We start from the raw sequence: 25,047 nt of genomic DNA on the forward strand, positions 1-25,047 counted from the left end.
AACCGAAAGATCCAAGGACGACGGTAGCGGCCCGCACCGACAGAAAATCAGATGTCGCGGAACGTCTCGATGCGCGCCCCGAGGGCGTTGAGCCGTTCGGCCAGGTCCTCGTAACCGCGGTTGATCACATACACGTTCCGCAGCACCGAGGTGCCCTCGGCCGCCATCATGGCCAGCAGCACCACCACCGCCGGGCGCAGCGCCGGCGGGCACATCATCTCCGCGCTGCGCCACCTGGTCGGGCCCTCCACCAGCACCCGGTGCGGGTCGAGCAGCTTCACCGACGCCCCCAGCCGGGTCAGCTCCGTCAGGTAGATGGCCCGGTTGTCGTACACCCAGTCGTGGATCAGCGTCGACCCCTGCGCCGAGGCCGCGATGGCGGCGAAGAACGGCACGTTGTCGATGTTCAGGCCGGGGAACGGCATCGGATGGATCTTGTCGATGGGGGAGACCAGCTTCGACGGCCGCACCGTCAGGTCGACCAGCCGGGTACGGCCGTTGGCCGCCGCGTACTCCCGGCCGCGGTCGTGGTCGAGCCCCATCTCCTCCAGCACCGCGAGCTCGATCTCCAGGAACTCCACCGGCACCCGGCAGATCGTCAGCTCCGACGACGTCACCACCGCGGCCGCCAGCAGGCTCATCGCCTCGACCGGGTCCTCCGAAGGGGAGTAGTCGACGTCGCACTCGATGTCGGCGACGCCGTGCACCGTCAGCGTCGTCGTCCCGATGCCCTCCACCCGGACGCCGAGCTGCTCCAGGAAGAAGCACAGGTCCTGCACCATGTAGTTGGACGAGGCGTTACGGATCACCGTCACCCCGTCGTGACGCGCCGCCGCCAGCAGCGCGTTCTCCGTCACCGTGTCGCCGCGCTCGGTCAGCACGATCGGCCGCGACGGCGCCGCCTGCCGGTCGACCCGCGCGTGGTAGAAGCCGCCGGTGGCCGTGATGTCCAGCCCGAAGTGCCGCAGCGCCGACATGTGCGGCTGCACCGTACGCGTGCCCAGGTCGCAGCCGCCCGCGTACGGGATCTGGAACTGGTCGGTGCGGTGCATCAGCGGACCCAGGAACATGATCACGCTACGCGTGCGGCGCGCCGCCTCGGTGTCCATCGCCTCCAGCTCCAGCCGGGCCGGAGGCACGATCTCCAGGTCGCTGCCCTCGTTGATCCACCGCGCGCGCACCCCGATCGAGGCCAGCACCTCCAGGATGCGGTAGACCTCCTCGATCCGCGCCACCTTCCGCAAGATCGTGCGGCCGGAGTTGAGCAGCGACGCGCACAACAGCGCCACGCACGCGTTCTTCGACGTCTTGACGTCGATGCTGCCCGACAGGCGGCGACCGCCCACCACCCGAAGATGCATCGGCCCGGCGTACCCGAGCGAGACGATCTCACTGTCGAGCGCCTCGCCGATCCGGGCGATCATCTCAAGACTGATGTTCTGATTTCCGCGCTCGATCCGGTTCACCGCGCTCTGGCTCGTCGCCAGGGCATCCGCCAGCTGCAGCTGTGTCCACCCGCGATGCTGGCGCGCGTCCCGGATCAGCCGACCGATCCGCACAAGGTAATCATCTGCCACAACAGCGAACCATATCTCACATATGAGATGTAGCCACTCCTGTAGCGGCCGACGCGCCGGAAAGCTCCCGATGCGGCGCCAGATGCTCCGGCGTCGCCTGCGCCGCGACCTTGTGCACGAACGCCCGCCGCGCCTCCCGGAACCCGTTGCGGTCGTCGAACATGTCGCGGCTCATCTCCGCCAGCTCCTCGGCCCGGTAGGCGTCCAACGGCCGGCGCCGCTCGTCGGCCTCACGCGCCTGCCGCCGCGCCGCCAGCAGCCGGTCATAGCCCGGATCGGCCGCCAGCCGCTCGGCGTACTCCAGCACCCGCCGCTCGAACTCCATCCGCGGACCCACCAGCGCCTTGTCGGCCAGCCCCAGCTCCACCGCCTGCGCCGCACTGATCGGCAACGCCTCACCGGTCAGCCGCAGCGCCTGCTCGGCGCCCACCCGGCGCGGCAGCACGTACGTCCAGTACTCGCTGCCGAACAGCCCCATCGTGCGGTAATGCGGGTTGAGCACCACCGACTCGCGCACCACCACCCGGTCGGCGCCCAGCCCCATCATCACGCCGCCCGCGCCCGCGTTGCCCGCCATCGAGGTGACCACCAGCTGGCCCGTACAGTCGAGAATCTCCCGGCACACCGCGTTGATCGCGTTGATGTTCATCCACGCCTCCAGCTCCGGACGGCGCGAGGCCTCGATCACGTTCAGATGGATGCCGTTGGAGAACACCTCCCCGCCCCGCACCACCAGCACCCGGGTGTCCTGCGTGGCCGCGTACCGCAGCGCCGAGGCCAGCCGGCGGCACTGCTCGGTCGACATCGCCCCGTTGTAGAAGTCGAAACTCACCACCCCGACACCCTGGCTGCGGTCGTAGGTGATCTCGCTGTAGCCGCTGCGCTCCGGAACGCCCGCCACCACCTCGCCCAGCGCCATCGCCGCAGGCAGTTTCACCTCGCCAGGACCCTCCACCCGCAGATGACCCACCCACACCGTGCCGTCGCCGGTGTGCACCAGCACCGCCCCCTCGCGCCGCGCCGCCACCACACCCGGCGCGCCGCCCGCGAGCTCGGGACCCCGGTGGACGTCGAACACCCGCACCGGCATCCCGCACAGCACCGAACGTCCGCCGGGGGAGCCGTCGGCCGCACGCACCCGCCGCAGGATCTGCTCGGTCGGCTCGGCCCAGGAGAACTCCCGGTCGGCGTGCCGCATCGCCCGCCGCAGCCGCCCGCGCACCTCGGGGGAGCGGTAGTCGAGCGGCACCGGCGCGAACGCCGCCTGGCCCGCCTTGGCCGCCACCTCCACGGCCAGCTCCACCGCGGCGTCGGCGACCGGCCCGTTGTACAGCGCCGACTTGCGCGGCGCCTCGGCCGGCACGCCGAAGAGCCGGTAACCCCAGATGGGGCCCGCGTCCATCTCCTCCACCGCCTGCAGCGCCGTCACGCCCCATTCGCGCTCGCCTTCGGCGATCGCCCAGTCCAGCGACGACGGCCCGCGGTCACCGGGCGGCCCGGGGTGGATGATCACCGTACGGTGGGCGCGCCAGAGCGCCTCCGGCACCCGCTCCTTCAGGAACGGGCAGAGGATCAGATCGGGCTTGGCCAGCGCGGCGGCCTCCACCATGGCCGCCTCGGAGACGGCCAGCTCGACGCTCACGTCGTGACCGGCCCGCCGCAGCTCCATCCAGCACCGCTGGGTCAGGCCGTTGAACGACGAGCAGAGCAGCAAGATACGCAACGCGGAACTTCTTTCCAGTCAGGGGGAACGGCGCGTGGGGGACGGTGCGCCGGGCGGTGTGGTCGGCGGCTCGTGCGTGGCGAACTCACCTGTCCCAGAACTCACGATCGTCCCGTACGGCCCATCCATGGTCCCCGATATTGACACGAAACCACCACCGTTGGTGACAATTCACGTCAAACTCGTCCCGAAGCGAGACCTTCGCGCAAAGCCCCGGACCGGGTTACCCTCGAAGTGCATGGGGGGCCTCGACACCGGAAGGCACCCCCCAGGAGCCCCACCGGCCGAGGCAGGCCAACCGAAGGGCTTCCACTCGATGCAGGAGTTCATCTCCACCGCCGGCGACCTCGCCGGCCTCCTCGCGCTGATCAGCAGCATCCCCAACACCGTCCTCGCACTGCGCCGACTCACCGCACCACGCCACCGCGACAACCACGACAACTGACCACCCACGGCCCCGCACCGGGGGAGCGGGGCCGCCCCTCCAACCTGGTGACTACGCTGAAAGCACCACCACAAGGAGGCCACGATCAGCATGGGTGACGGGCACCAACCCGAGCACCACGACCCGCTCGGCACCACATGGCAGACGCACCGCCCCGCCGTCTTCGGCGTCGCCTACCGACTCCTCGGCAGCGTCGCCGACGCCGAGGACGTCACCCAGGACGTCTGGCTACGCGCGGCCGCCACCGACCTGCACGACATCGCCGACCTGCGCTCCTGGCTCGTCACCGTCGCCGCACGACGCTGCTACGACATCCTCAAGAGCGCCCGCCACCGCCACGAGACCTACGTCGGCCCCTGGCTGCCCGAACCCCTCCTGACCGGCCCCGACGCAGCACAACCCGTACTCGTCGACGAATCCGTCAGCACCGCCATGCTCCTCGTCATGGAAGAACTCACCCCACCGGAACGCGTCGCCTTCGTCCTGCACGACGTCTTCGGCACCCCGTTCAGCCACATCGCCGACGTCCTCGACGTCTCCCAGCCCAGCGCCCGCCAACTCGCCTCCCGCGCACGACGACGCGTCACCCAAGCCAAACAAACCACCCCGCAAGCCTCCAAAGCCGAACGCGAACGCGTCCTCACCGTCTTCCGCGCCGCCTACGAAACCGGCGACCTCGCCGCCCTCGTCAAACTCCTGCACCCCGACGCCGTCTACCTCACCGACGGCGGCGGCAAGGCCTTCGCCGCCCGCAAACCCATCCACGGCGGCGCACGCATCGCCGAGGTCATGCTCCGCGTCGCACACCAATGGCAACCCGACCGCATCGACCTCACCGAGATCGGCGGCGAACCCGCCCTCACCCTCCACAAGGACGGCCGCGTCCTCGCCGTCGACACCGTCCAGATCGCCAACGGCCTCATCACCACGTACCGCAGAGTCCTCAACCCCGACAAACTCGGACACATCTGAGCTGTCACACCACGAGGGTCCACCTCGTCTCCCTGAAGAGAACGCAACAAGGGCGACGACAAACAGGGGGAACCGACCACACCACGCGTCGCCCCTCCTCAGTAAGGACCCGCATGCAAGCCATCACTGTGCAAGACCGCACCGCCGGTCCCACCGGGATGTCCCTGACGGACATGCCCCACCCCCAAGCCGCCGAGAACGACGTCATCGTCCGCGTACACGCCGCCGGCTTCACCCCTGGCGAACTCGACTGGCCCGCCACCTGGACCGACCGCGCCGGCCGCGACCGCACGCCCACCATCCCCGGACACGAACTGTCCGGAGTCGTCGCAGAACTGGGGTACGGCACCACCGGCCTGGCCATCGGACAACGCGTCTTCGGCCTCACCGACTGGGCCCGCAACGGCACACTCGCCGAATACACCGCAGTGGAGGCCCGCAACCTCGCCCCCCTCCCCGCCGACATCGACCACGTCACCGCCGCCGCACTACCCATCTCCGGCCTCACCGCCTGGCAGGCCCTGTTCCACCACGGCCACCTCACCACCGGCCAGACCGCCCTCATCCACGGCGCCGCAGGCGGCGTCGGCTCCATCGCCGTCCAACTCGCCCGCGAAACCGGCGCCCGCGTCATCGCCACCGGCCGCGCCGCCGACAGGGACAAAGCACTCACCCTCGGCGCCGACACCTTCATCGACCTGCACAACGACCGACTCGAAGACGCAGGAGAGGCCGACGTCGTACTCGACGTCATCGGCGGCGACATCCTCGACCGCTCAGCCGCCCTCGTCCGCCCAGGCGGCACCCTCGTCAGCATCGCCGCCCCGCCCAGAACCCACCCCACGAACGGCCGCGCGATCTTCTTCGTCGTCGAACCCGACCGCGCCCAGCTCACCGAACTCGCCACCCGCGCGAGACAAGGACTGCTCACTCCCTTCGTCGGCGCCGTACGACCCCTCGCCGAAGCACCCGCCGCGTTCACCCCCGGCCGACGCGTCCCCGGCAAGACGATCATCCGCGTCACCCAGGACCCCGCATGATCGCAACCCGGATCGCCGCCGCCCTCCTGACCGCCACCACCCTGACCGCGACCACAGGCTGCTCAACCGAACGATCCGCCCAAGCTCAGGAACCAGCACCCACGGCCACGGCCGCCACCTCCGAGAGCCTGAAACCCCTCATCAAGCAGCCCCTCCCCGACGTGGACGGCAAGACCTTCACCTCGGCAATCGTCGAACTGCCACCCAACGTCCGCGCCACACCACACCGGCACGGCCAGGCCTTCGTCTACGCCTACGTCCTCGACGGCACCGTACGCAGCCAGGTCGACGACCAGCCCGTGACCACCTACCACCAGGGCGACAACTGGGTCGAGCAACCAGGCGCCCACCACGTACTCACCGAGAACACCAGCCCCACCGAACCCGCGAAACTCCTGGTCGTCTTCGTCTCCAACACCGGCGACGCCCTCAAGGTCAACGACCCCACCTCCTGACACCCGACACGAAAGAACCCCACACCCATGACCAACCGCGTCAACATCAGCCAGCAGCACCCCGCCACCTACCAGGCCCTCATCGCCGTGTCGATGGAAGCGGAGAAAGCCGCCACCGCGGCAGGCCTCGACCCGCTCCTGGTCGAACTACTGAGAATCCGCACCTCCCAGATCAACGGCTGCGCCTTCTGCCTACGCATGCACACCCGCGACGCCCTCAAGAAAGGCGAGAACCCCGACCGGATCGCCGTCCTGCCCGCCTGGGCAGAAACCAGCTACTTCTCCGACACCGACCGCGCCGCCCTCCGCCTCGCCGAAGCCATCACCCTCGTCCCGGACGGCCACGTCAGCGACGACAACTACCAGGCCGCCGCGACCGCACTCACCGCCGACCAGATCTCAGCCGTCGCCTGGATCACCACCGTCATGAACGCCTTCAACCGCGTCGCCATCACCAGCCGCTACCCCGTCGGCAACTGACACCGACACGCGCACACCCAACCGGGGCAGCTCCCACCAGCCGCCCCGGCCCACCGCAGAAGCCCACCTCCCACCCCGCTACCGCCCCGCCGAGACGGCCGCCGCAGGCGGCACCCGACACGTCAGCCCCGATACCGCAGGCCGGCACCGGAGGAGGGGAGCGGGAAGCCGGCGGCGCGAAACAAGCGGTCCCGGGACGACGCCGCCTCCTGCAAGACCGTCGCACCACCCCTGAGCACACCGCCCTCCTTGAGGACCCGGCCGGCCACGACGACCAGGTCCACGTTGCCCGCATGACCGCCCGCGACGATCGAGGCCGCGGCATCGGTGGCGGGCAGCAGATTGACGTCATCCAACCGGATCATGATCAGATCCGCTTCCTTGCCCGGCGTGAGGCTGCCCGCACGGTCGTCGATCCCACAGGCCCGCGCACCCTCGACGGTGGCGAAAGCAATCAGGTCGGCGGCATCGAAGGTAGACAGGCCGTCGGCCCGATCCATCGCACCGCCCGCTCCCGCCACGATGAGCTGCTGGTAGGCGAGTGCCGCCCGCATGACGCCGAACATGTCACCGCTGACGATCGTCTCGGTGTCGACACTCAGGCTCGGGCGCACGCCCGCCGCGAGCAGACGGTTGGTCGCCGGCTGGCCGAGGCCCGGCATGAAAACCTCCAGGGCGGACGCCACTGACGCCGTGGCACCATGACCGGCCAGCATCCCGAGCTCCTCGTCGGACGACGTGCAACAGTGGATGAAGGTCATGTCACAGCCGAGAAGCCCGGCCTCGGCGAGCCGCCGGATCGCCTGCTGCCGCGCTCCCCGTTCTCCGAGCCCCACGTGCATGCTGATGCGCAGCCCCAGGTCCCTCGCGAGCCGGATGTCATGATCCGCCACCTCCAAGGTGGACAACTCCGGGCCACGGAGCATCGCGTTGAGCGTGACGCGGGCGCCGTCGTCGGCGAGCACCTCGCCGCGGACGCGCCTGATGTCGTCAGGATGGGTCCGTACGCTGCCGAACTGCCACTCCTCAGCCTCCGTGGACGGCCAACCGTGGTCGAAAACAGCGCGGACGCCCGATTCCCAGTGCGCGGCGATCGCAGCGTCGGTGTGCTCGGGGCTGTTGCTGATGTGCGACTCGTCCCGCACCGTGGTCACCCCGGAGTCGATGGACATCATGTCGGCCGCCAGGTTGCCGATGTACACGTCCTCCGGCTCGAAGTACTGGCCGAGACCTATCTGGACGCGGCGGCGGTACTCCTCGTAGGTCCAGGCCGGGCCGAGGTTCCGCAGCGCTCCCTGCCAGTTGTGCCGGTGCGTGTCGATGAAGCCGGGGAGTACGGCACCGCCGGAGCCGTCGATCACGCGGGCGTCGTCGTCCTGAAGCTCGCGACCGACAGCCTGGATCGTGCCACCCGTCACGAGGACGTCGCCGACGAGATCACCGAGCCGTTCGTCCTGCGTCATCAGGTACGCGTTCTTGATCAGGATGCGGTCGTGAGACACCATGCTTCGTCCTTCCGTGGCTCGTTCAGGTGGTCCTGGCGGCGGACGCGCGACGGGAGGCGATCCACACCGCCGCGAAGGGTGAGGAGCACCCCGGCGACGGTGAACAGGCCGGGGGAGCGGTCACCTGACGACCTCCACGCTGATCTCCTACATGACGCGCGGCGATGGCCGATCCCGCCGGGCGGCGACAGGCGTGGACGAGGGGAGTGGACGGTCGGTTCGCATCGGCGGCGTGATCAGCGGATCCTTGCGTGTGCACGAGGCGTTCCGTGGGATGACCTGTCACGTGGTCGGCCACCGACAACTATGCGGAGGACGCTTGACGTCGACGACGCCCCCACGGATCGAGCAGCCGTCGCATCGAAGGAACCAGCCCTTGTGCGACTTTTCCGGCAGATTGCGTAAACCAGACAGAATCCATCTTCTGTTTGGTTTCGGGAAAAGAGTGTTTGACCGTCCGAAGGCGGGTGAGAGAGGGACTTCGGCTCATAAGCGGTTGACGAAGCGACTGGCGGCGCGGTGGCTCATGCCGGTTTCACCGCGTACGAGGAAGACGGCTTCCTGGATCTGGCCGTGGGACTTCAGCTCCCGGGCTTGATCAACAAGATCGACGCTGACGCCGGGGCTGTTACGTGGCCGGTGTGCGAGACGCACGGCGAGAACGATCAGCCAGATGGCGGCCGCGGTGAGGACGGCGGTGACAGCGACGACGCTCGGGCTGATCTGCAGGGCTGGCAGGGCGAGCATGCGGGCCGTCTTCCCGCGTTCGTACGGTTTATGCGAGCCGTCGATCGTTGCTCGATAATGAACATTATGTCAAGTAAGCATCGTCAGCCTCTCCCCACGAGGAGGATCACCTGACTCGGGAATCCCCCGTCGTCAGCGTCCTTGCACGGCACGGCTCGGCGCCACGGGTCACCTTCTCGGCCTGGGCAAGCACATCGGCGGCGACGGCTGCGCGGTGCGTACGTTCGAGGCACCGCTTCCCGGTCGCCGGCGAGCCGGAGTTCGGTGACGAGCCGCTCAATGCCGGTGCGCGCGGCCTTGGCTCGCTCGGCCGTCGTGCGTGAGGGGTCGGTGTCTTACACGGTGCGGTCCGCCAAGGTTCTCGGAGCCTGCTCCCCTGCCGCCCGGGCGGCCTCGCGCCGGTGAAGCTGCCGTGCGGTCGCACCTGCTGTCGGTGATCGGCTGGTACCTACCTGTTACTTTCCGGGCAGTCGGACGGCGATCATGGCGATGTCGTCCTGGCATGTCGTGGTCAGCCCGGTGAGCAGGTTGTCGCAGAAGTCGTCGAGGGCTGCGTGGGCCAGGGACGCGCCCCTGCGGCGCAGCCGTTCCAGTCCGTTGTCGAGGTGTTCGCCCGGCACTTCGATCAGGCCGTCGGTGTAGAGGAGCAGCGTGCTGTGCGGTGGCAGCGTCGTGACGGCGCTGGTGCGTGGCAGGTCGGAACCCACGCCCAGGAGGGGGTTGACGGCATCGGGGAGGTAGTGGGCCTCCCCCTCGTCGGTCACGAGCAGGGGTGGCGGGTGTCCGGCCACTGAGTAGCTGAGCGTCCAGTCAGCGTCGTCTGGGTGATGCAGACGGGCGAGGATGCAGGTCGCCGTCCACTCCGGGTGGAGCGATTCGGCGGCGACGTTCAGTCGGCGGAGGATCTCCCCTGGGGATTCGTCACGGTCCATGGCCAGCCCTCTGAGCATGTTGCGCAGCTGGCTCATGGCAACCGCTGCGGTGAGGTCGTGCCCGGCGACGTCGCCGATGGTCAGGAGGGTGGAGCCGCACGGCGAGACGAAGGAGTCGTACCAGTCGCCACCGATCTCCACCGCGGTGGCGCATGGCTGGTAACGGGTGGTGATCTCGAGTCCTGGTACGTGTGGCGGGTCCGGGAGGAGGCAGTGCTGCAGCGCCAGGGCGATGCGCTGGGTGCGTTGGAACCGCATGGCGTTGCTGAGATGGGTGTGCGTGTGGTCGAGCATGCGGTGCAGTAGGTCGACGTCGGCCGCGCGGAGTGGTTCACGGTCTTGGCAGACGACGGCGGCCACTACTGCTGCCACCGTGCCGTCCACGACTACTGGCAGCAGGGTCAGGCTGTTGACCTGGGCGGCGGTCCACCAGTGCCTGACGTCGTCCGCGACGCCTGACGGGGATTCGCCCTTGCGGAAGTTCCAGTGGATCGGTCGGCGGGTTGTGACGGTTCGGACGAAGTGGGGGTCGGAGGTGAACGTGGCTCGGCCTGTGGGTGGTGGGGCGACTCGGGTCCGTGCGATGGAGATGAGGAGTTCGGCGGCCGAGGGTGGGGGTTTGGACGGGTTGTGTGTCTCCGGTAGTACGTAGATGCCGCATCCGTCTGCCAAGGTGGAGACGATCACTTCGGCGAGCGCGTGCAGTACCTCTTGGGGGCCTGCGAGGTCCTTGGTCGCTGTGGCGGCCTGGTGGAGTAGCTTCCTGCGTCGTTCCTCCTGCCAGTCTTGCTCGATGTCGGTGATGGTGCCGACCCATTCGAGTGTCTGGCCGTCCTCGATGATGGGTACGGCGCGACTGCGGACATGCCGGTAGGTGCCTTCGTGTGTTTTGAGGCGGAAGGTGTGGTCCCAGCGGTTGGTTTGGCTGTTCACCGCTTCGAGCCATGTTGTCTTGGTTTGGTCGCGGTCGTCGGGGTGTACGGTGTTCAGCCAGCCGTCGCCGCGGTACTCCTCCCAGGCCAGGCCGGTGTACCTCTCCCAGTCGTGGCACGGCTCCTTGGGCTTTCCTTGCGGGTCGGCTGTCCAGATCGCTTGTGCTTCCAGTCGGGCCAGGTTCTGGTAGCGCTGCAGGGTGGTGCGTCGCTCTTGGCGGAGGTGCTCCATTGCCCTGGTGATGTGTGTCTGTTCGGTGACGTCCGCGGTCATGATCAGCAGGCCGGGCTCGCCGTTCTCGAGTGTGACTTTCGAGATGCCGACCGAGACGTAACGTGTTGCTTGCGAGGGGTCTGGTTCTCCGAGGTCGACGGGGATTTTTTCCAGGCTTGTGGCTTTACCTGTTTCCAGGACCTGGTCGAGTTGCGCGAAGAGGTTTGTCTGGTGGAGGTCGCCGAACGCCTCGCGGGCGGGCACGCCGAGCTGACGCTCGCCGACGATCTTCTTGTAGGCCTGGTTCATGTAGATGAGCCGGTGGGTGGAGCCGCTGGTCACGGCCACGCCTACTGGGTCGGGGTCGAAGATGTCGAGGGCTGCGCCGGCCAACGTTGGGGCGTTGGTGTACCTCATGGTCTCGTCTCTGTTTGCGCCTTTGGCGAGAAAGCTAAAGGTGCGGGCGACGTACGCGGTAGGTGAAATTCGCACTCTTTGTACGGAGATTGCGGAGGATCTCCGAACGTTATGTGTCGAATCCGTCGCGGCGCCGATTAGGCCGCTCTTCGTCAGAGTCGCGAGGTTGGGCTGGCCGTGGGCGGCCCCGGGGAGGCGCGCGGACAACTGCCGGCCCTCTCCCCCGCGGGTTGACGGTCGGGTTGACCTTCGGTTGATTTGGTGGGCCTGTTGGGGTGTGACGTTTTAGGGTGGGTGCTTCTGCTATTGCACCGCGAGAGGAGCTTCCGTGGGGAACGAGTCGGTGCTGTGCCCGGTGTGTCGGGGGGTTTTGCCCGCGTCCGGTAAGGGATCGTACACGGCTGTTCGGGGTCGGTTGATCGTGTCGAACGGTTACTGTGCGGGTGGTTGCGCCGAGGTGGTGGAGCAGCCGGTGGTGGATGAGTCTCAGGTGCGTACGCAGGAGATGGCGCGTACGCGTCCGGTGGAGGCGCTGGGCGTGGTGGTCGCGCGCTGAGGGGTCAGTGGTGGCCGTCGGTGGTGTGCCAGTAGTCGCGGGTGTGGGTGGCCAAGCCGTCGGGGTCGAAGCGGGCGAAGACGCAGCCGGCGATGGTGATGGGTTTGCCGTTGTCGTGGGCGTGGACGCGGAATTCGATGGCTGCGTGGTCGCCGTCGACGATGGGGTTGGCGAAGGTGACGTGGGGGTCGGTTTCGTCGGTGAATGACCAGCGGATGTAGTCGGCGATGGCCTGTTTGCCCTGGTGTGGTGGGCGGAAGGGCATGCTGGTGTGGGTGGCGTCGTCGTGGTAGAGGGCGATGATGGCGTGGGTGTCGTGGTGGGTCCAGCCGTGTTGCCAGGTGTCGGCGAAGCGTTGGGCGGCGTGGCGGGTGTCCATGGCGGCCCTGTTCAGGGTGTGTAGGGGTGTACGGCGGTGACCGCGCTGGTGGGCAGGGGTCCGTACAGGTGGGGGTAGCCGTTCTCGATGCGGATGTCGAGGTGGGTGGGGTCGATGTCGAGGACGAGCAGTGGTTCGGTGAGGTGGGCGTAGAAGGCGTTGTGGACGGCGCGTAGCTGGGTGTGGTCGGCGCTGCAGTGGATGAAGCCTTCTTCGTCGAGGGTGCGGCCGAGGGTGGAGATGCGGTACTCCCCCGCGTGCTGGGCGGCTTCCCAGTCGGTTCGCAGGGCGAGGTGGTGGATGGTCATGGGGTCCATTCGGTGGCGAGGATGGCGTAGATGGTTTCGCTGGTCCATTCGCCTTTGACGTACTCGTTGTCGATGAGGGTGGCTTCGCGGCGCATGTGGAGTTTTTCCAGGACGCGGGCGGAGGCGGTGTTGCGGGCGTCGAGGCGGCCGGCGATGCGGTGCAGGCCGAGGCCGTTGAAGCCGAGTTCGAGGAGGGGGCGGGCGGCTTCGGTGGCGTAGCCGTGTCCGTGGTGGGCGGGGTTGAGGACGTAGCCGATCTCGCCTTGGCGGTGTTGTTTGCTGGTCCAGATGAGCAGGCAGTTGCCGATCAGTTCGCCGGTGTCGCGCAGGGTGATGGCGAGGTCGATGGCGTCGCCTTCGTCGTGGATGGCGGTGCGGTTGATCTTGTTGTCGAGGATGGTTCGGGTGGCGTCGCGGTCGCATGCTTCCCAGTAGAGGTAGCGGACGACGTCGGGGTCGGAGTAGTAGGCGTGGAGGGCGTCGAGGTCGGCGTGGGTGAAGGGGCGCAGGGCCAGGCGGGGTGTGGTGATGGGGTAGTCGGGTTTGAGCACGGGGGCAGTGTAGGGAGGGGTTTGGTGGGGCGGCAACGGTTTTGGGCGCGGGTCAGTGGGCGCCGGCGAGGTTGAGGATGACGACGCCGATGATGATGAGGAGGATGCCGCCGATCTTGAGTGGGGTGAGGGTTTCGCCGAGGAAGAGGGCTCCGATGAGGGCGATGGCGGCGGTGCCTGCTCCTGCCCAGATGGCGTAGGCGGTGCCGACGTCGAGGTGGAGTTTGAGTACGCGGGCCAGGAGGATGAAGGAGGTGATGTAGCCGGCGGCGACGACGGCGCTCCAGCCGAGGTGGGTGAAGCCGTTGCTGAGTTTGAGTGCTGAGGTGGCGAGCACTTCGCTGGCGATGGCGAGGGCGAGCAGGAGCCAGGGCATCGGGGTTCTTCCGGTAGTGGTACGGATGGCCTGACTTTAGAGGGGGTGCGGGCGTGCCGGGTGTGGGGGTTCCGCTTGAAATGGAAGTCGAATGCGTGTTCCACTGTGGGGTGTGGGTTGGGACGCGCTGGAGCTGGTCGAGGGGGTCGACGAGCGGCCGCTGATCGAGCGGCGTGCGGTGCTGCGTGGCGGTTTCTACGAGATGCAGGCTCGTACGGTGATCGAGCGGGTGCCGGTGGAGGTGGGGATCGCGCAGCGGTGGGGGGTTTCGCCGTATCGCGGGTGTGTTCATGCGTGTCGTGGGTGTGGTGCTCGGGCGGGGCATCTGCGGTTGGGGCTTGATGCGGGGCGTGACTTCGACACGCGGGTCGTGGTGCGGCCGAACGTGGTGGAGCGGTTGCGGGTGGAGCTGGCTCGTTGGGAGGGCGGCGAGCTGGCGGTCGGGGTCGGTGGTGACTGTTATCAGGCGGCGGAGTCGACGTACCGGTTGATGCCTGGGGTGATGGGGGCGTTGGCGGGCGCGGGGGTGCCGTTCACGGTGTACACGCGCAGTGCGTTGGTGGCGCGGGATGCGGCGTTGCTGGTTCGGGCGGGGGCGCGGGTTGCGGTGTCGATCGCGTTCGTGGACGAGCGGATCCGGCGGGTGGTCGAGCCGGGGGCGCCGTCGGCGCAGGCGCGGTTGGAGTTGGTGTCGGCGCTGGTGGAGGCCGGGGTGGAGTGCCGGGTGCTGATGGCGCCGGTGTTGCCGTTGCTGAGTGATGCGGCTGATCAGTTGGCGGCGACGGTGCGGCGGATCGCGGCGGTGGGGGCGCGGGCGGTGGAGCCGGTGGTGTTGCGGCTGCCGCGGGCGACGCGGGCGTGGTACGTGGAGTGGCTGGCGCGGGCGCATCCGCAGTTGGTGCCGCGTTATGAGGAGTTGTACGACGGGGTGGGGTTGCCGTCGCGGGATTATGAGCGGCGGATCGTGGAGCAGATCGAGCAGTTGTGCCGGGTGTACGGGATGGCGTGCGGGGCGCCGGAGCCGGCGCGGGTGCGGCCTCGGGTGGCGCAGTTGTCGTTGGTGTGAGGCGCGGGTGTGCGGCCTCTCCCCCGTTGGTTACCAGCGGCTGCGCTACTTCCCCGACTTGGACTCGCCGCGCTCATCGTGCACGTGCAGCTGCACCCCCTGGTGAAACCGGCATCGACGAACGCCTGCATGGCCTTCAGCAGCTCCGGGCGCTCCTCCCTGGCAGCGGCCTTCGGCTCGGTCGCGCTGCTGTCCGCGCTGCTGGCCGCGCTGCTGGCCCGGGGGTGGCCGTCCCGGCCGGCAGTGCGGCGGCCAGCGCTGTGATGGCTACGCGCCGCAGGGCTTGATCGTGGGTGGCGGTTGGGTTCTCATGGTTCCTCGTCTTCAATATCGTGCTCAGGGCGAACCGTTCGCCGGGCACTGCGGGGGTGGGCAGGCCGGGTGCCGGTAGGCGGCCGTGTGCTCGTCGGCTCGCCTGCCGGCATGTCCCTGGCGTGTTTGGTGCTCAGGTCTGGCTACTGAGCCGGTCCGGTCTGCTCGTTGCCGAAGACTTCCGCGACGAGGCGCTGGGTCGCCTGCTGGAAGGCCGCTCCCAGGGACATGGCGGGGTCGTCGACGTAGTTGAGCGCGGCGGTCAGGGTCTTGCTGCCGTCAGGGGTGCTGTACAGGAGCGCGGCGTGACCGGCCATGCCGCCGTTGTGGGTGATGACGGTGCCGCCGCCGGGCGCCTCCTGCACGAACACGCCCAGGCCGTAGCCGGCCTTGGCCTCCGGGGTGCACATCTCGGCCAGCAGCTCGGCCGGTAGCAGCTTGCCGCCCAGCAGGGCGGAGATGAACGTGTGCAGGTCACGGGTGGTGGAGATCATGTCTCCGCCGCTGGAGATCCAGGACGGGTTGTGCCGAGTGACATCGACTGTCTGGGTCTGACCGTCCTCGTCGTAGCGGTAGTAGGCGTGCGCGTGCGGCTCGGGGATGTCCGTCTCGTCGGCCGGCTGGACGGTGCCGGTCAGACCGAGCGGCCCCAGGATCAGCCGGTGCATCTCCTCGGCGACCGGGCGGCCGGTGACCTTCTCGATCAGCAGGCGGGCCAGCACGTAGTTGGTGTTGGCGTAGCTCCAGTCGGTGCCGGGCTCGAACCGGGCCGGCTTGGACAGCGCCAGCCGGACCAGCTCTTCGGGCCGGTAGGTGTGGAAGCGGTTGTCCACCCAGTCCTTGCCCGCGGGGGTGGCGGGGATTCCCGGCGCGAACGTGCCGTCGGGGTCGAAGTCGCCGGTGAAGTTGAAGATTCCGCTGGTGTGCTGCAGCAGCATCCGCACGGTGATGCGCCGGTCCAGCCCGAACTCGGGCAGGTAGTCGTCCACGGAGGAGTCCAGGGCGATCCGGCCCTCGGCGACGAGTTGCAGCACCACGGTGGCGGTGAAGGTCTTGGTGTTGCTGCCGATCCGCACATGCCCGTCAACCGGAGGCTCGGTGTTCTGGCCCAGCTCGGCCACTCCGGCGCTGCTGGCCCACTCACCCCGCTTGTCGTGCACTCGCAGCGACACTCCGGTGAAACCGGACTCGACGATCTCCTGGATGACCTTCTGCAGTTCCGGGCGATCCTGGGCGGCAGTGTCCGTCGGCACGCTCCTGCTGCCGGAGGTGGCTGAGGCGGCGTCGAGGGCTTCGGTGATCTTGCGAGCCATCTCCGTCATGGCGGGGCCGGCTTCGCCCCTGGTGGTTGCCTCGACGGCGATCAGGACGGTGCGGCGGAAATCGCCGGCCTCGGCCGGATCCTGCTGCTTGAGCAGGGTCATGGCCGCTGTCAGGGCCGGCAGCACCTGGTCGGCGAGGTCGGCCACGGTCTTGCCGTACTTCACGCCCTTGGGCGCCTTGGCGAGCACATGACCGATGTGGCCGGTCGCCGATGTCAGGGCGACAGATCCTTCGGTGGCGGCCCGGTGCGCCGAGCCGGCGGCACCAGCCGCGGACATCAGCGACACGGCGCCCCACGCGGCGGTCTGCAGGGTGAGCCGGTCCTGCTCGGTAAGGGTGAGGGACATGGTGACGTATTCCTTATAAAGGTGAATTTTCACATGAACGGACACATGATGGAAGGGTGTGCTGATGGCTAGCGGGGTCTGGATCCGAAGGGAGACCGCCCGGTTGCCGTCCTGGCGTCGCCGCTGACATGGCAGCGTCTGGCCGGCGGTAAGCACGATGGCTGTCCGCGCCGTGGGTGAGCGCGTGCACGCCGGTGGGGACCGGGGCTTCGGTTGCCGCCGGTCACGGCGGCCACCGTGCGGCGAAGCTGGGTGCGTAGTCCTTCAGCCTGACGAGGTGCGTGCGGGGCATCTCCCGTGTGCCGGCTGCGATCATGTCCGGCGCCTCCTGGGTGGGCATGCCCATGAAGAACCGGTCGGCGTCTTCGCGTCCTATCTGCTGGTGTTCGGCGACGAAGCCGCGCATCTCCCGCTCGTAGGCGGCGAACGCCGCCGCGTGCTCGCCGCCGGCGACGGCCAGTTCGCCGGCCAGGATGTAGGCGCCGATCAGCGCCTGGGAAGCGCCCAGTCCCGAGGTCTGCGCCGCGCAGTAGCCGGCGTCCCCGAGCAGCACCACCCGGCCCGAGGACCAGTGGCACATCTCCACCTGGGCGTTGGCGTCGAAGAAGAAGTCCTCCGCCCTGCTCATCTCCTCCAGCAGGCGCGGGATGGGCCCGCCTTCGCCGGCGAACTGTCCGGCCACGATGCGCTTGTGCTGCGCGACGTCGTCACGGTCGTAGGCCAGCGGTCCGGAGGTGAAGTGCAGCACCGCGTGCGCCTCGGCGTTGTTGCGCATGCTGAGGATGTCGGCCGCCTTGCCCGGCATGCTGGGGAGCCGGCCGGCGGGCAGGCCGAGGTCGAGGGGCAGGCTGAAGGTCGCCGTGTAGATGCCCAGATGCGGGACGAACCACTCGCGTGGCCCGAAGACCAGCGAGCGGATACCCGAGTGCAGCCCGTCGGCGCCGGCCACCAGGGCGAAGCGGCGCGGCCGGCCACGTTCGAAGGTGACCCGCACGCCGTCGGCGTCCTGCTCCACCGTGGCGATCGAGTCGCCGAGGATGTGCTCCACCTCCTGGCGGGTGGCCTCGTACAGCAGGCCGATCAGCTCACCTCTGAGGATCTGCAGGTGGTGCGGGCTCCCGTCACGGTCCGCACGCGCCGCACCGCCCGGCCGCGTGTTCAACTGCTGAATCCGCTCCAGCAGGGCCATGCGGTCCAGCACGTCCAGAGCCTCGCCGCGCAAACCCGCCACGCCCCCGCCCGCACGCACCCGCGGGGCCCGCTCGACCACGGTGGGGGTGAAACCGTGGTGGCGCAGCCAGTACGCCAGTGCGGTCCCGGCGAGGCCGGCGCCGGAAATGAGGACGTCCATCACCCTGCTCCATCGAACCAACGAATCGTTCGATTCGAGGATCAAGTACGGTGAGCACCCAGAACAATGATGAATGCTGAAAGATCACCTTCAGCGGGAGTAAACGGAGCAGGTCAGGCGTGGAACTGCGCGACATCGAGATCTTCCTGACGCTCACAGAGGAGCTGCACTTCGGCCGTACCGCCGCCCGGCTGTGCCTGTCACCCGCCCGCGTCACCCAGGCGATCCAGAAGCAGGAACGGCAGATCGGCGCGCCACTGTTCGAGCGCACCAACCGCACGGTACGGCTGACACCGGTCGGGCGGCAGCTCCGCGACGACCTGCGGCCTCTCTATGCCGGGCTGAAGCACAGCATGGAGCGCGCCCAGCTCGCCGGCCAGGGCATCACCGGCATCCTGCGCGTCGGCATGCTGCCCGCCAACGCCTACGACCTGCGTGCCTACTGGGACGTCTTCCGCCTGCGGCATCCGCAGTGGAAGCTGCGCGTCCAGAAGGCCCAGTTCAGCGACGCCTTAGCCACGCTGCGCCGCGGTGACATCGACGTCCTGGTCGCCTGGCTGCCCATCGACGAGCCCGACCTCACCGTCGGACCGGTCCTGCTCGCCGAACCCCGGGTGCTGGCCGTCTCCACCGGCCACGAGCTCACCCAGCGCACGTCGGTCTCGCTGGAGATCGCCGCCGACTTCCAGCACCCGCAGTCCGACACCCGGCCCGGCTACTGGTACGACGCCTACATTCCCCGCGAGACCCGCCGCGGCCGCACGATCGAGCGCGGCCCCGTGGTGCAGAACACCGAAGAAGCCATCACCCTCGCCAGCATGGCCGAGATCGTCGTGCTCTTCCCCTCCCACATGACCCGCTACTGGGCACGGCCCGACATCACCTACCTGCCCGTCACCGACATGGGACCGCTGCCGTACGCGCTGGTATGGCGCAGCGAAACGGACAACGAGCCCATCCGCGCCCTGGCCGAGGTCGTCCGCGACCTTGGCCCCCTCACGCCACAGAGCTGATCGCCGAACGACAGGGTGGACCCGGAAACGCCTCGCCAGACCGGACGTCATCAGGTTCAGCGCCCCTGGGAAGAGCCGCAGCCCATTTCAGCCAATCGACGGCAGGGGGGACCGGCGAGGCGGCGTCGTGTGAGCGAACGTGAGCACGGGTATCTCCCACCGTTTGCGTAACTGGCTTCTTCTGTAACCGCTCGGCTACCAACCGGTATGCCACATTTGTGATGGCGACGCAATGTGCCGGAGACATAACAAACTGCTACTTTGCGGCCTGGGCTCATGAAGGATGCTGTGGTCAAGCCGCACAGCGGCAGTCACCCAGCGTTACTTTTGCGGTTGGTGACACGGGCCCGAGTGCAGGCCCCTCTGGACCCGTAACGGCGACGGTTCAAGTTACAAGTTTTGACATCTGTTACCCGCTCGCTTAGCGTTCCTTGTATGGAGCAGAGAACACTCGGCGCCGACGTCTGTGTGGGGGCGGTCGGGCTCGGTTGTGCCGGCATGTCCGGCGCGTACGGACGCAGCTCCGACGAGCAGAGCATCACGACGCTTCGCAACGCGCTCGACGCCGGGATCACGTTCATCGACACGGCCGACCACTACGGGATGGGGCACAACGAGACGCTCATCGGGCAGGCGCTGCGACCCGGCGATCGCGACCGCGCCGTGGTGAGCGTCAAGTTCGGCGCGTTGTTCGGTGTGGACGGCAGCGTGCGCGGCATCAACGGCCGGCCTGAGGCGATCCCGAACTTCCTGGGCTACTCGCTGCAGCGGCTGGGCACCGACTACGTGGACATCTATCGCCCGGCCAGGCTCGACCCCGCCGTCCCGATCGAGGAGACCGTCGGTGCCGTCGCCGAGATGGTGCAGAAGGGCTACGTGCGCGGCATCGGGCTGTCCGAGGTCGGCGCCGAGACGATCCGCCGCGCCCACGCCGTGCACCCGATCACCGACGTCCAGATCGAGTACTCACTGTTCAGCCGCGGTGTCGAGGACGAGATCCTGCCCACCTGCCGCGAGCTGGGCATCGGCGTCACCGCCTACGGGGTGCTCGCCCAAGGAATGCTGACCGGGACGTGGCGACCGTCGGCCGGCGACGCACGGCATCGCGGGCACCTGCCCCGCTTCGAAGCCGGCAACATCGAGACCAACCTCGCGTTGGTCGAGCGGCTGCGGGAGATCGCCACCGCCCGCGGCGCCACGGTCGCGCAGCTCGCGGTCGCGTGGGTGCTCGCGCAGGGTCGCGCGCACCGGGACATCGTCGCGCTGGTCGGGGCCAGCCGACCGCACAGCATCACCGAGGCGGTGGACGCCGCCGGCCTGCGGCTGACCGAGGACGACCTGGACACGATCGAGCAGGCCGTCCCTCCAGGGGCGGTCGCGGGAGAACGCTACGCCCCCGCCCTGCTCGCGCTGCTGGACAGCGAGCGAACGGGCGGCAGGCACTGATGCCTGCCCGAACCCCGCTGGATGCGAGCGCCATCCTGGCGGCCACCGAGGAGATCCTGCGCCGCCACGGACCGGACAAGGCAACGGTCGTCGACGTCGCCCGGGCACTCGGGGTCAGCCACGCCGCCGTCTACAAGCACTTCCCCTCCAAGCAGGCGCTGCGCGAGTCCGTGACCCGGCGCTGGCTCGACCGCAACCGCGACGCCCTCGCCGTCATCGCCGCCGACAGCGCGGTCCCGCCGGTGCAGCGACTGCGCAGCTGGCTGCACGCCGTCCTGGCCGTGAAGCAGGCCAAGATTCGTGAGGACCCGGAGCTGTTCGCCGCCTACGGAATGCTCGCGGCCGCGCACAGCAGCGTCGCCACCGACCACGTCGCCGACCTCTTGGGCCAACTGACGGCCATCATCGCCGACGGCGCCGCCGACGGCAGCCTCCGCATCGACGACGCCGAGGCCACCGCCCGCGTGGTCTTCAACGCCACCGCCAAGTTCAACCACCTCGCCCACGCGGCCGAATGGCAGAACCCCGGCATCGGCGCCGAACTCGACGAGGTGTGCAGCCTGCTGCTCGAGGGTCTTCACGCCCCCACATCGCCGTAGCCGAACCCGGTCGATCACACGCCGCGCCTCGTCGGCGGCGCGGTCGGCCCTGCCCATCGCCACCCAGGCGGCAACGCATAAGGAGTACGAACGACCATGGTTCAAGCAATCGGAGTGACACAGCCAGGCGGACCGGACGCTCTCGGCGAGTTCGACCTACCAGCTGAACCGATCGGCCCCGGTCAGGTCAGGATCCGGGTGAGCTGCGCCACGGTGAACCCGACCGACGCGATGATCCGTTCTCGTCCGCGACAGGGTGAGACGGACGCGGTGCGGGTGCCGGGCATGGAGGTGGCCGGCGTGATCACCGAGATCGGTCCCGCCGTCGACCGCCCGTTCGCGATCGGGGACGCCGTCATGGCCATCGTGGTGCCCTCAGGTGCGCACGGCGGCTACCGGGCAGACCTCGTCGTGTCGGCACGCTCTGTCGCGAAGATCCCGGCCGGGCTCTCGGACGTCCAGGCCGTCACCATCCCGATGAACGGGCTCACCGCCCGGCTCGCACTCGACACGCTGGCGCTCCCGGCCGGCGCGAGGGTCGCCGTCACCGGCGCTGCCGGCACCGTCGGCGGGTATGTCGTCCAGCTCGCCAAGCAGGCCGGGCTGGTCGTCGTCGCCGACGCCGCCCTGCAGGACGAGGCTTTCGTCCGCGAGTGCGGAGCCGACGAGGTCGTGCCGCGGGGGGACGACTTCGCCGCAGTGGTCCGCCGCCACCACCCGGGCGGCGTCGACGGGCTCGTCGACGCCGCCGTGCTGGAGGCCGCCGTGCTCCCTGCCGTCAAGGACGGCGGCACCGTCGTCACCGTCCGCGGCTACCAGGGAGACGGGACCGACCGGGTCCGCGTCGCCCCGATCTTCGTCCGCGACTACGCCGAGGCCGCGGCCGAGCTCGACCGGCTCGCCGAACTCGCCGGTGCGGGACGGCTCACCGTCCGCGTGGCCGGCCAACTGCCCGCCTCCCGAGCCGCCGACGCGCACCGTTCGCTCGAACGGCGCGGCGTTCGCGGGCGGTTCGTCCTGCGGTTCGGCTGACCGATCCTTGCGCAGGGTTGCACATGACTCCCGCGAGCGTCGTCACCGCTGGACAAGCCGTCGCCGCCGTCGAACCGCGAAGGGCGACCGAGACGAACCTGCTGCTTGTTCGGATCGCCGCACTGCGGCGTTTTCCTGCGCGTATGGCGCTGCTAGGGAGTCGCACCCGGTGTGGGGGCCACGCGCTCGAGCTTGGTCCAGCCCGTCCAGCCTCGCTGCTTCAGCAGTTCGATCAGCCGACGCGCCGGCGGCACAGTGTCGAACGCCAGCGTGTCCATCAGCTTGACGAGCGGCAGCTCGATATCGGTGTCGTCGACATAGTCCTCGCCCCGCTCGTCGGCCATACGCGTGATGTAGGCGGCCAGCTTGTCGGCCAGCTCGACCAGCCGCGGGTCGTCGTCGGCTCGGTCAAGAGCCTGGCCCAAGGTGAGGTAGAAGTCGACCAGCCGGGGATCGTCGAGCTGCTCCCGCTTGCGTGACATCCACTCCGGGACTCGCTCGGGTGAGTGCGCGGCCAGCGGTATCCAGCCGTCACGCTCGGCCTGGACGATCCGCTCGTCGACCCCGAGCGCCCGCAGCCGGTCGAGATACTCGACCACTTCCTGGGGCAGGACCAGGCTGTCCCCGGAGGCGAGCCGGGCGATTCGCTCGCGGTGCCGCTGTCTCTCCCGGATCTCCGCCTGCAGCCGCCTGTCGATGTCCGCGACCGCCGCGGCGAACTCCTCCTCCCCTGCCCGCAGCAGCTCCCGCACCCGCGCCAGCGGAACCCCGGCCTCGGCCAGGGTTCGGATTTTGATCTGCTCGATCACGGCACCGGCGTCGTATCTGCGGTAGCCGGAATGATCCCGGTCGGGCTCCGGCAGCAGCCCCTTGGCGTGGTAGTGCCGCACTGCGCGCACTGTCACCCCCGCGTACGACGCCAGCTCGCCAATGGTCAGCATCAGACCAGTCTCCAGGAATTACTCAAGAGATCGCCCGACCGGCTGGGCCTGGTGCGTCCAGGAGGATCTGGGCGATTTGCGGGGCATGGGTGAAGACCAGCTGATGATCGGCGTCGAGCCAGCTGGCGGCAATGTGCGGATGCTCGCGGACAAGCCGCTCGACGCCGGCACGCCAGTTCTGGTTGAACCGCGGCGCAGGCCCCTCGCTGCTGTCGCCGGCCATCGAGGTCGACATGATCATACTGACGGGACGGTCGATGTTCCTGTACCGGTCGAGGATCTCGGACCGGATCACGTCGATCTCGAGGTTCAGGTCGAGAATCTCCTGGGCGCTGAGCAGCACCTGACGCGCGGTGCCCCGCTCGGCCTCCTGCTGAGTCGCCAGGTCCTCGCACATGGCGCGGAACGCCGGCAGGACTGCCTCGGTGATGAACGGTTCGGGCACCGGGTTCGCCCCGTCGATGAGAACGAGCCCGGCGACGGTGTCGGGATGCTCGCAGGCATAGTGCACGGCCAGGTCGGCGCCCAGCGAGTAGCCCACCAGCATGGGCGCTGTGGGGAGGCCGAGGTTGCCCAGCTCCGCCATCACTGCGGCGAGATCGTTGAGGAAGTCCTCGAAGGAGTACCGGTCGGCGGCCGAGGCGAGGCCATGCCCCCGCAGGTCGAAGGTCACCACGTCGTGATCGCGTCTCAGCAGCTCGGTCAGCTCACGTAGGTGGGCCTGGGTCGAGCTCAGGCCAGGGCACAGGACCAGCGGTCGTCCCTGACCGCCGCGAGACACCGGGATCGTGACGCCGTCGTGGTGGATCGTGAAGCGCCGGATCGTCCTGTCGCCTCTCTCCGCCCGCTCTCCGTCATCGTTGTGCTCGTCGTACGGCTCGGCGACCTCAATCGCCTTGGCGGTTTCCGTGGTCATGCCACCATGCTGAAAGCTTGACCCTGCGTCAGGGTCAAGCGGCGCGGCAACATGACGCCCATACATCCGCGATCGCCCTCGTCCGTTCCGGGGGTGCCGGGTAGGGGCAGGTGCTCGGGCTGGTCCGCCGATGTGCCTGGAGGTCAGGTGTGTGTACGCGTCTGTGCAGCGTAGGCCCCGCTGGTTGGCGGGCCTGCTGGGCGTCGCGGCGTTGGGTGTCGGTGGTGGTGAAGCGTCGTGATCGTCGGGTGCCCGGGGTGATCAGCGGCGGGCCGGGCTCACCGCTGATCGGGTGTCGCTCGTCGGTTGTGGTCGCGGTCGCCTGGCGACGGTGTCGCGCGGGGCGGGTGGTCAGCCCATGCTTTTGGCGCCGTCGAGGGATTCGCGGATGATGTCGGCGTGGCCGGCGTGCTGGGCGGTCTCGGCGATGATGTGCGTCAGGACGCGGCGGGCCGTCCAGGTGGTTCCGGGTTCGTTCCAGGGGGCCTGCGGCAGCGGGTGGGCGATGTCGAGGTCGGGCAGGGTGGCGAGGAGCTCGTCGGTGTGGCGGGCGACTTCGGCGTAGGTGTCGAGGAGGCCGGCGAGGGTTTCGCCGGGCAGCATGCGGAAGGCGTCGGTCCACTTGGCGAAGTCGGCTTCGGTCATGGTGTCGAAGTCCTGGGCCGGTCCGTTGAGGATGAAGTCGGTCCAGCTGCGTTCGGTCGCGGTGACGTGCTTGATGAGGCCGCCGAGGCAGAGTTCGCTGACGGTGGTGCGTCGGGCGGCTTGTTCGTCGGTGAGGTCGCGGGTGGTGTGGCGCAGGAAGTGGCGGCTCTGGGTGAGGGCGGCGAGGAGGTCGGCGCGTTCGCCGGTGAGGGTGGTGGTGGTCATGGGGTCCTGCCTTTCGGTGTCTTCCCGTCGGTGAGGTTCACGTTAGGGAAGATTGCGGCAGGTTTCGTTCCGCGATTCGGGTGAGGCGGTGTTGCGGGAGCAGGCCGGGCCACTCCCCCACGGTGGAGGGGGGATGCGGGTGCGGCGGCAGCTTTCGTGGTGGGCGACGAGGCGGCCGTCGCTGTCGGCGATGCGCATGCCGCCGCTGTCGGCCCGGGTGGT

26 protein-coding genes are annotated in these 25,047 nt (G+C 68.8%); 12 read left to right on the forward strand and 14 right to left on the reverse strand.

What is annotated here, in order from left to right; all coding sequences use genetic code 11:
- Positions 1 to 47 precede the first annotated feature (47 nt).
- Together BLR04_RS19320 and BLR04_RS19325 are read right to left on the reverse strand one after the other, a co-directional pair.
- Entirely contained in the window at positions 48 to 1,559 is a 1,512-nt protein-coding gene (locus tag BLR04_RS19320; protein WP_245740342.1) for a helix-turn-helix domain-containing protein, read from the reverse strand.
- A gap of 34 nt (positions 1,560 to 1,593) precedes the next feature.
- Positions 1,594 to 3,300 (reverse strand): enoyl-CoA hydratase-related protein, encoded by a 1,707-nt coding sequence (locus BLR04_RS19325; RefSeq protein WP_090766929.1) that lies wholly within the window; start codon positions 3,298 to 3,300, stop codon positions 1,594 to 1,596.
- A gap of 316 nt (positions 3,301 to 3,616) precedes the next feature.
- Here BLR04_RS19325 and BLR04_RS42385 point away from each other — a divergent pair, with 316 nt between their 5' ends.
- The 5 genes from BLR04_RS42385 to BLR04_RS19345 all read left to right on the forward strand — a co-directional run bounded on the left by BLR04_RS42385 (position 3,617) and on the right by BLR04_RS19345 (position 6,692).
- Positions 3,617 to 3,745 carry a hypothetical protein gene (locus BLR04_RS42385; RefSeq protein WP_281191531.1) on the forward strand — a complete coding sequence of 43 codons (129 nt, stop codon included), beginning with the start codon at positions 3,617 to 3,619 and terminating at the stop codon, positions 3,743 to 3,745.
- A 90-nt stretch (positions 3,746 to 3,835) separates the two neighbouring features.
- Positions 3,836 to 4,717, forward strand: a complete 882-nt coding sequence (gene sigJ / locus BLR04_RS19330; RefSeq protein WP_090766932.1) for an RNA polymerase sigma factor SigJ — start codon at positions 3,836 to 3,838, stop codon at positions 4,715 to 4,717.
- Positions 4,718 to 4,830: 113 nt separating this feature from the next.
- On the forward strand, positions 4,831 to 5,757 hold the full coding sequence (locus tag BLR04_RS19335) for an NADP-dependent oxidoreductase (RefSeq protein WP_176903177.1): 927 nt from the start codon (positions 4,831 to 4,833) through the stop codon (positions 5,755 to 5,757).
- Positions 5,754 to 6,212, forward strand: a complete 459-nt coding sequence (locus BLR04_RS19340; protein ID WP_090766935.1) for a cupin domain-containing protein — start codon at positions 5,754 to 5,756, stop codon at positions 6,210 to 6,212. The genes BLR04_RS19335 and BLR04_RS19340 overlap by 4 nt, the downstream gene beginning before the upstream one ends.
- Positions 6,213 to 6,239: 27 nt before the next feature.
- Entirely contained in the window at positions 6,240 to 6,692 is a 453-nt protein-coding gene (locus BLR04_RS19345) for a carboxymuconolactone decarboxylase family protein (protein ID WP_090766938.1), read from the forward strand.
- A 122-nt stretch (positions 6,693 to 6,814) separates the two neighbouring features.
- Here the strand turns inward: BLR04_RS19345 and BLR04_RS19350 are convergent, their stop codons facing one another.
- The 3 genes from BLR04_RS19350 to BLR04_RS19360 all read right to left on the reverse strand — a co-directional run bounded on the left by BLR04_RS19350 (position 6,815) and on the right by BLR04_RS19360 (position 11,439).
- Positions 6,815 to 8,197 carry an amidohydrolase family protein gene (locus tag BLR04_RS19350; RefSeq protein ID WP_090766941.1) on the reverse strand — a complete coding sequence of 461 codons (1,383 nt, stop codon included), beginning with the start codon at positions 8,195 to 8,197 and terminating at the stop codon, positions 6,815 to 6,817.
- Between the two features lie 486 nt (positions 8,198 to 8,683).
- Positions 8,684 to 8,944 carry a hypothetical protein gene (locus BLR04_RS19355; protein ID WP_090766944.1) on the reverse strand — a complete coding sequence of 87 codons (261 nt, stop codon included), beginning with the start codon at positions 8,942 to 8,944 and terminating at the stop codon, positions 8,684 to 8,686.
- A 455-nt stretch (positions 8,945 to 9,399) separates the two neighbouring features.
- Positions 9,400 to 11,439 (reverse strand): SpoIIE family protein phosphatase, encoded by a 2,040-nt coding sequence (locus tag BLR04_RS19360; RefSeq protein ID WP_090766947.1) that lies wholly within the window; start codon positions 11,437 to 11,439, stop codon positions 9,400 to 9,402.
- Positions 11,440 to 11,860: 421 nt separating this feature from the next.
- Here BLR04_RS19360 and BLR04_RS42390 point away from each other — a divergent pair, with 421 nt between their 5' ends.
- On the forward strand, positions 11,861 to 11,995 hold the full coding sequence (locus tag BLR04_RS42390) for a hypothetical protein (protein ID WP_281191534.1): 135 nt from the start codon (positions 11,861 to 11,863) through the stop codon (positions 11,993 to 11,995).
- A gap of 4 nt (positions 11,996 to 11,999) precedes the next feature.
- Here the strand turns inward: BLR04_RS42390 and BLR04_RS19365 are convergent, their stop codons facing one another.
- Genes BLR04_RS19365 through BLR04_RS19380 form a run of 4 tightly spaced genes read right to left on the reverse strand, consistent with a single transcriptional unit; the run spans position 12,000 to position 13,609 of the window.
- Positions 12,000 to 12,374 (reverse strand): nuclear transport factor 2 family protein, encoded by a 375-nt coding sequence (locus BLR04_RS19365; RefSeq protein WP_090766950.1) that lies wholly within the window; start codon positions 12,372 to 12,374, stop codon positions 12,000 to 12,002.
- Positions 12,375 to 12,385: 11 nt separating this feature from the next.
- Entirely contained in the window at positions 12,386 to 12,682 is a 297-nt protein-coding gene (locus BLR04_RS19370; protein ID WP_090767313.1) for a DUF952 domain-containing protein, read from the reverse strand.
- The gene (locus BLR04_RS19375; protein ID WP_090766953.1) at positions 12,679 to 13,233 is read right to left on the reverse strand and encodes a GNAT family N-acetyltransferase; all 555 of its coding nucleotides are present in this window, start codon (positions 13,231 to 13,233) and stop codon (positions 12,679 to 12,681) included. The genes BLR04_RS19370 and BLR04_RS19375 overlap by 4 nt, the downstream gene beginning before the upstream one ends.
- Positions 13,234 to 13,285: 52 nt before the next feature.
- A complete protein-coding gene (locus BLR04_RS19380) occupies positions 13,286 to 13,609 on the reverse strand; it encodes a DMT family transporter (protein ID WP_090766956.1) in 324 nt (107 codons plus the stop codon).
- A 91-nt stretch (positions 13,610 to 13,700) separates the two neighbouring features.
- On the opposite strand from BLR04_RS19380, the gene BLR04_RS42395 reads away from it, so the two are divergent.
- Positions 13,701 to 14,675: a radical SAM protein gene (locus BLR04_RS42395; protein WP_281191535.1), complete on the forward strand. Its 975-nt coding sequence runs from the start codon at positions 13,701 to 13,703 to the stop codon at positions 14,673 to 14,675.
- 84 nt (positions 14,676 to 14,759) lie between these two features.
- On the forward strand, positions 14,760 to 14,939 hold the full coding sequence (locus BLR04_RS39790) for a hypothetical protein (protein WP_143022107.1): 180 nt from the start codon (positions 14,760 to 14,762) through the stop codon (positions 14,937 to 14,939).
- A gap of 191 nt (positions 14,940 to 15,130) precedes the next feature.
- Here the strand turns inward: BLR04_RS39790 and BLR04_RS19390 are convergent, their stop codons facing one another.
- Positions 15,131 to 16,657, reverse strand: coding sequence for a serine hydrolase domain-containing protein (locus BLR04_RS19390; protein ID WP_245740343.1), 1,527 nt, complete (start codon positions 16,655 to 16,657; stop codon positions 15,131 to 15,133).
- Positions 16,658 to 16,880: 223 nt separating this feature from the next.
- Positions 16,881 to 18,008, reverse strand: coding sequence for an FAD-dependent monooxygenase (locus BLR04_RS19395; protein ID WP_090766960.1), 1,128 nt, complete (start codon positions 18,006 to 18,008; stop codon positions 16,881 to 16,883).
- 119 nt (positions 18,009 to 18,127) lie between these two features.
- On the opposite strand from BLR04_RS19395, the gene BLR04_RS19400 reads away from it, so the two are divergent.
- The 4 genes from BLR04_RS19400 to BLR04_RS19415 all read left to right on the forward strand — a co-directional run bounded on the left by BLR04_RS19400 (position 18,128) and on the right by BLR04_RS19415 (position 22,098).
- On the forward strand, positions 18,128 to 19,021 hold the full coding sequence (locus BLR04_RS19400) for a LysR family transcriptional regulator (protein ID WP_090766963.1): 894 nt from the start codon (positions 18,128 to 18,130) through the stop codon (positions 19,019 to 19,021).
- Positions 19,022 to 19,456: 435 nt separating this feature from the next.
- Entirely contained in the window at positions 19,457 to 20,467 is a 1,011-nt protein-coding gene (locus tag BLR04_RS19405; RefSeq protein ID WP_090766966.1) for an aldo/keto reductase, read from the forward strand.
- Positions 20,467 to 21,066: a TetR/AcrR family transcriptional regulator gene (locus BLR04_RS19410; RefSeq protein ID WP_090766969.1), complete on the forward strand. Its 600-nt coding sequence runs from the start codon at positions 20,467 to 20,469 to the stop codon at positions 21,064 to 21,066. The genes BLR04_RS19405 and BLR04_RS19410 overlap by 1 nt, the downstream gene beginning before the upstream one ends.
- A 96-nt stretch (positions 21,067 to 21,162) precedes the next feature.
- Positions 21,163 to 22,098 carry an NADP-dependent oxidoreductase gene (locus BLR04_RS19415; RefSeq protein ID WP_090766972.1) on the forward strand — a complete coding sequence of 312 codons (936 nt, stop codon included), beginning with the start codon at positions 21,163 to 21,165 and terminating at the stop codon, positions 22,096 to 22,098.
- 152 nt (positions 22,099 to 22,250) lie between these two features.
- Here BLR04_RS19415 and BLR04_RS19420 read toward each other — a convergent pair whose 3' ends face one another.
- From BLR04_RS19420 to BLR04_RS19430, 3 genes are all read right to left on the reverse strand, one after another.
- A complete protein-coding gene (locus BLR04_RS19420; protein ID WP_090766975.1) occupies positions 22,251 to 23,039 on the reverse strand; it encodes a MerR family transcriptional regulator in 789 nt (262 codons plus the stop codon).
- A gap of 22 nt (positions 23,040 to 23,061) precedes the next feature.
- Positions 23,062 to 24,021: an alpha/beta fold hydrolase gene (locus tag BLR04_RS19425; protein WP_245740345.1), complete on the reverse strand. Its 960-nt coding sequence runs from the start codon at positions 24,019 to 24,021 to the stop codon at positions 23,062 to 23,064.
- A 285-nt stretch (positions 24,022 to 24,306) separates the two neighbouring features.
- Entirely contained in the window at positions 24,307 to 24,825 is a 519-nt protein-coding gene (locus tag BLR04_RS19430; protein ID WP_090766981.1) for a DinB family protein, read from the reverse strand.
- Between the last annotated feature and the right edge of the window lie 222 nt (positions 24,826 to 25,047).

It is taken from the genome of Nonomuraea maritima, assembly GCF_900100395.1.
Classification (GTDB): Bacteria; Actinomycetota; Actinomycetes; order Streptosporangiales; family Streptosporangiaceae; genus Nonomuraea; species Nonomuraea maritima.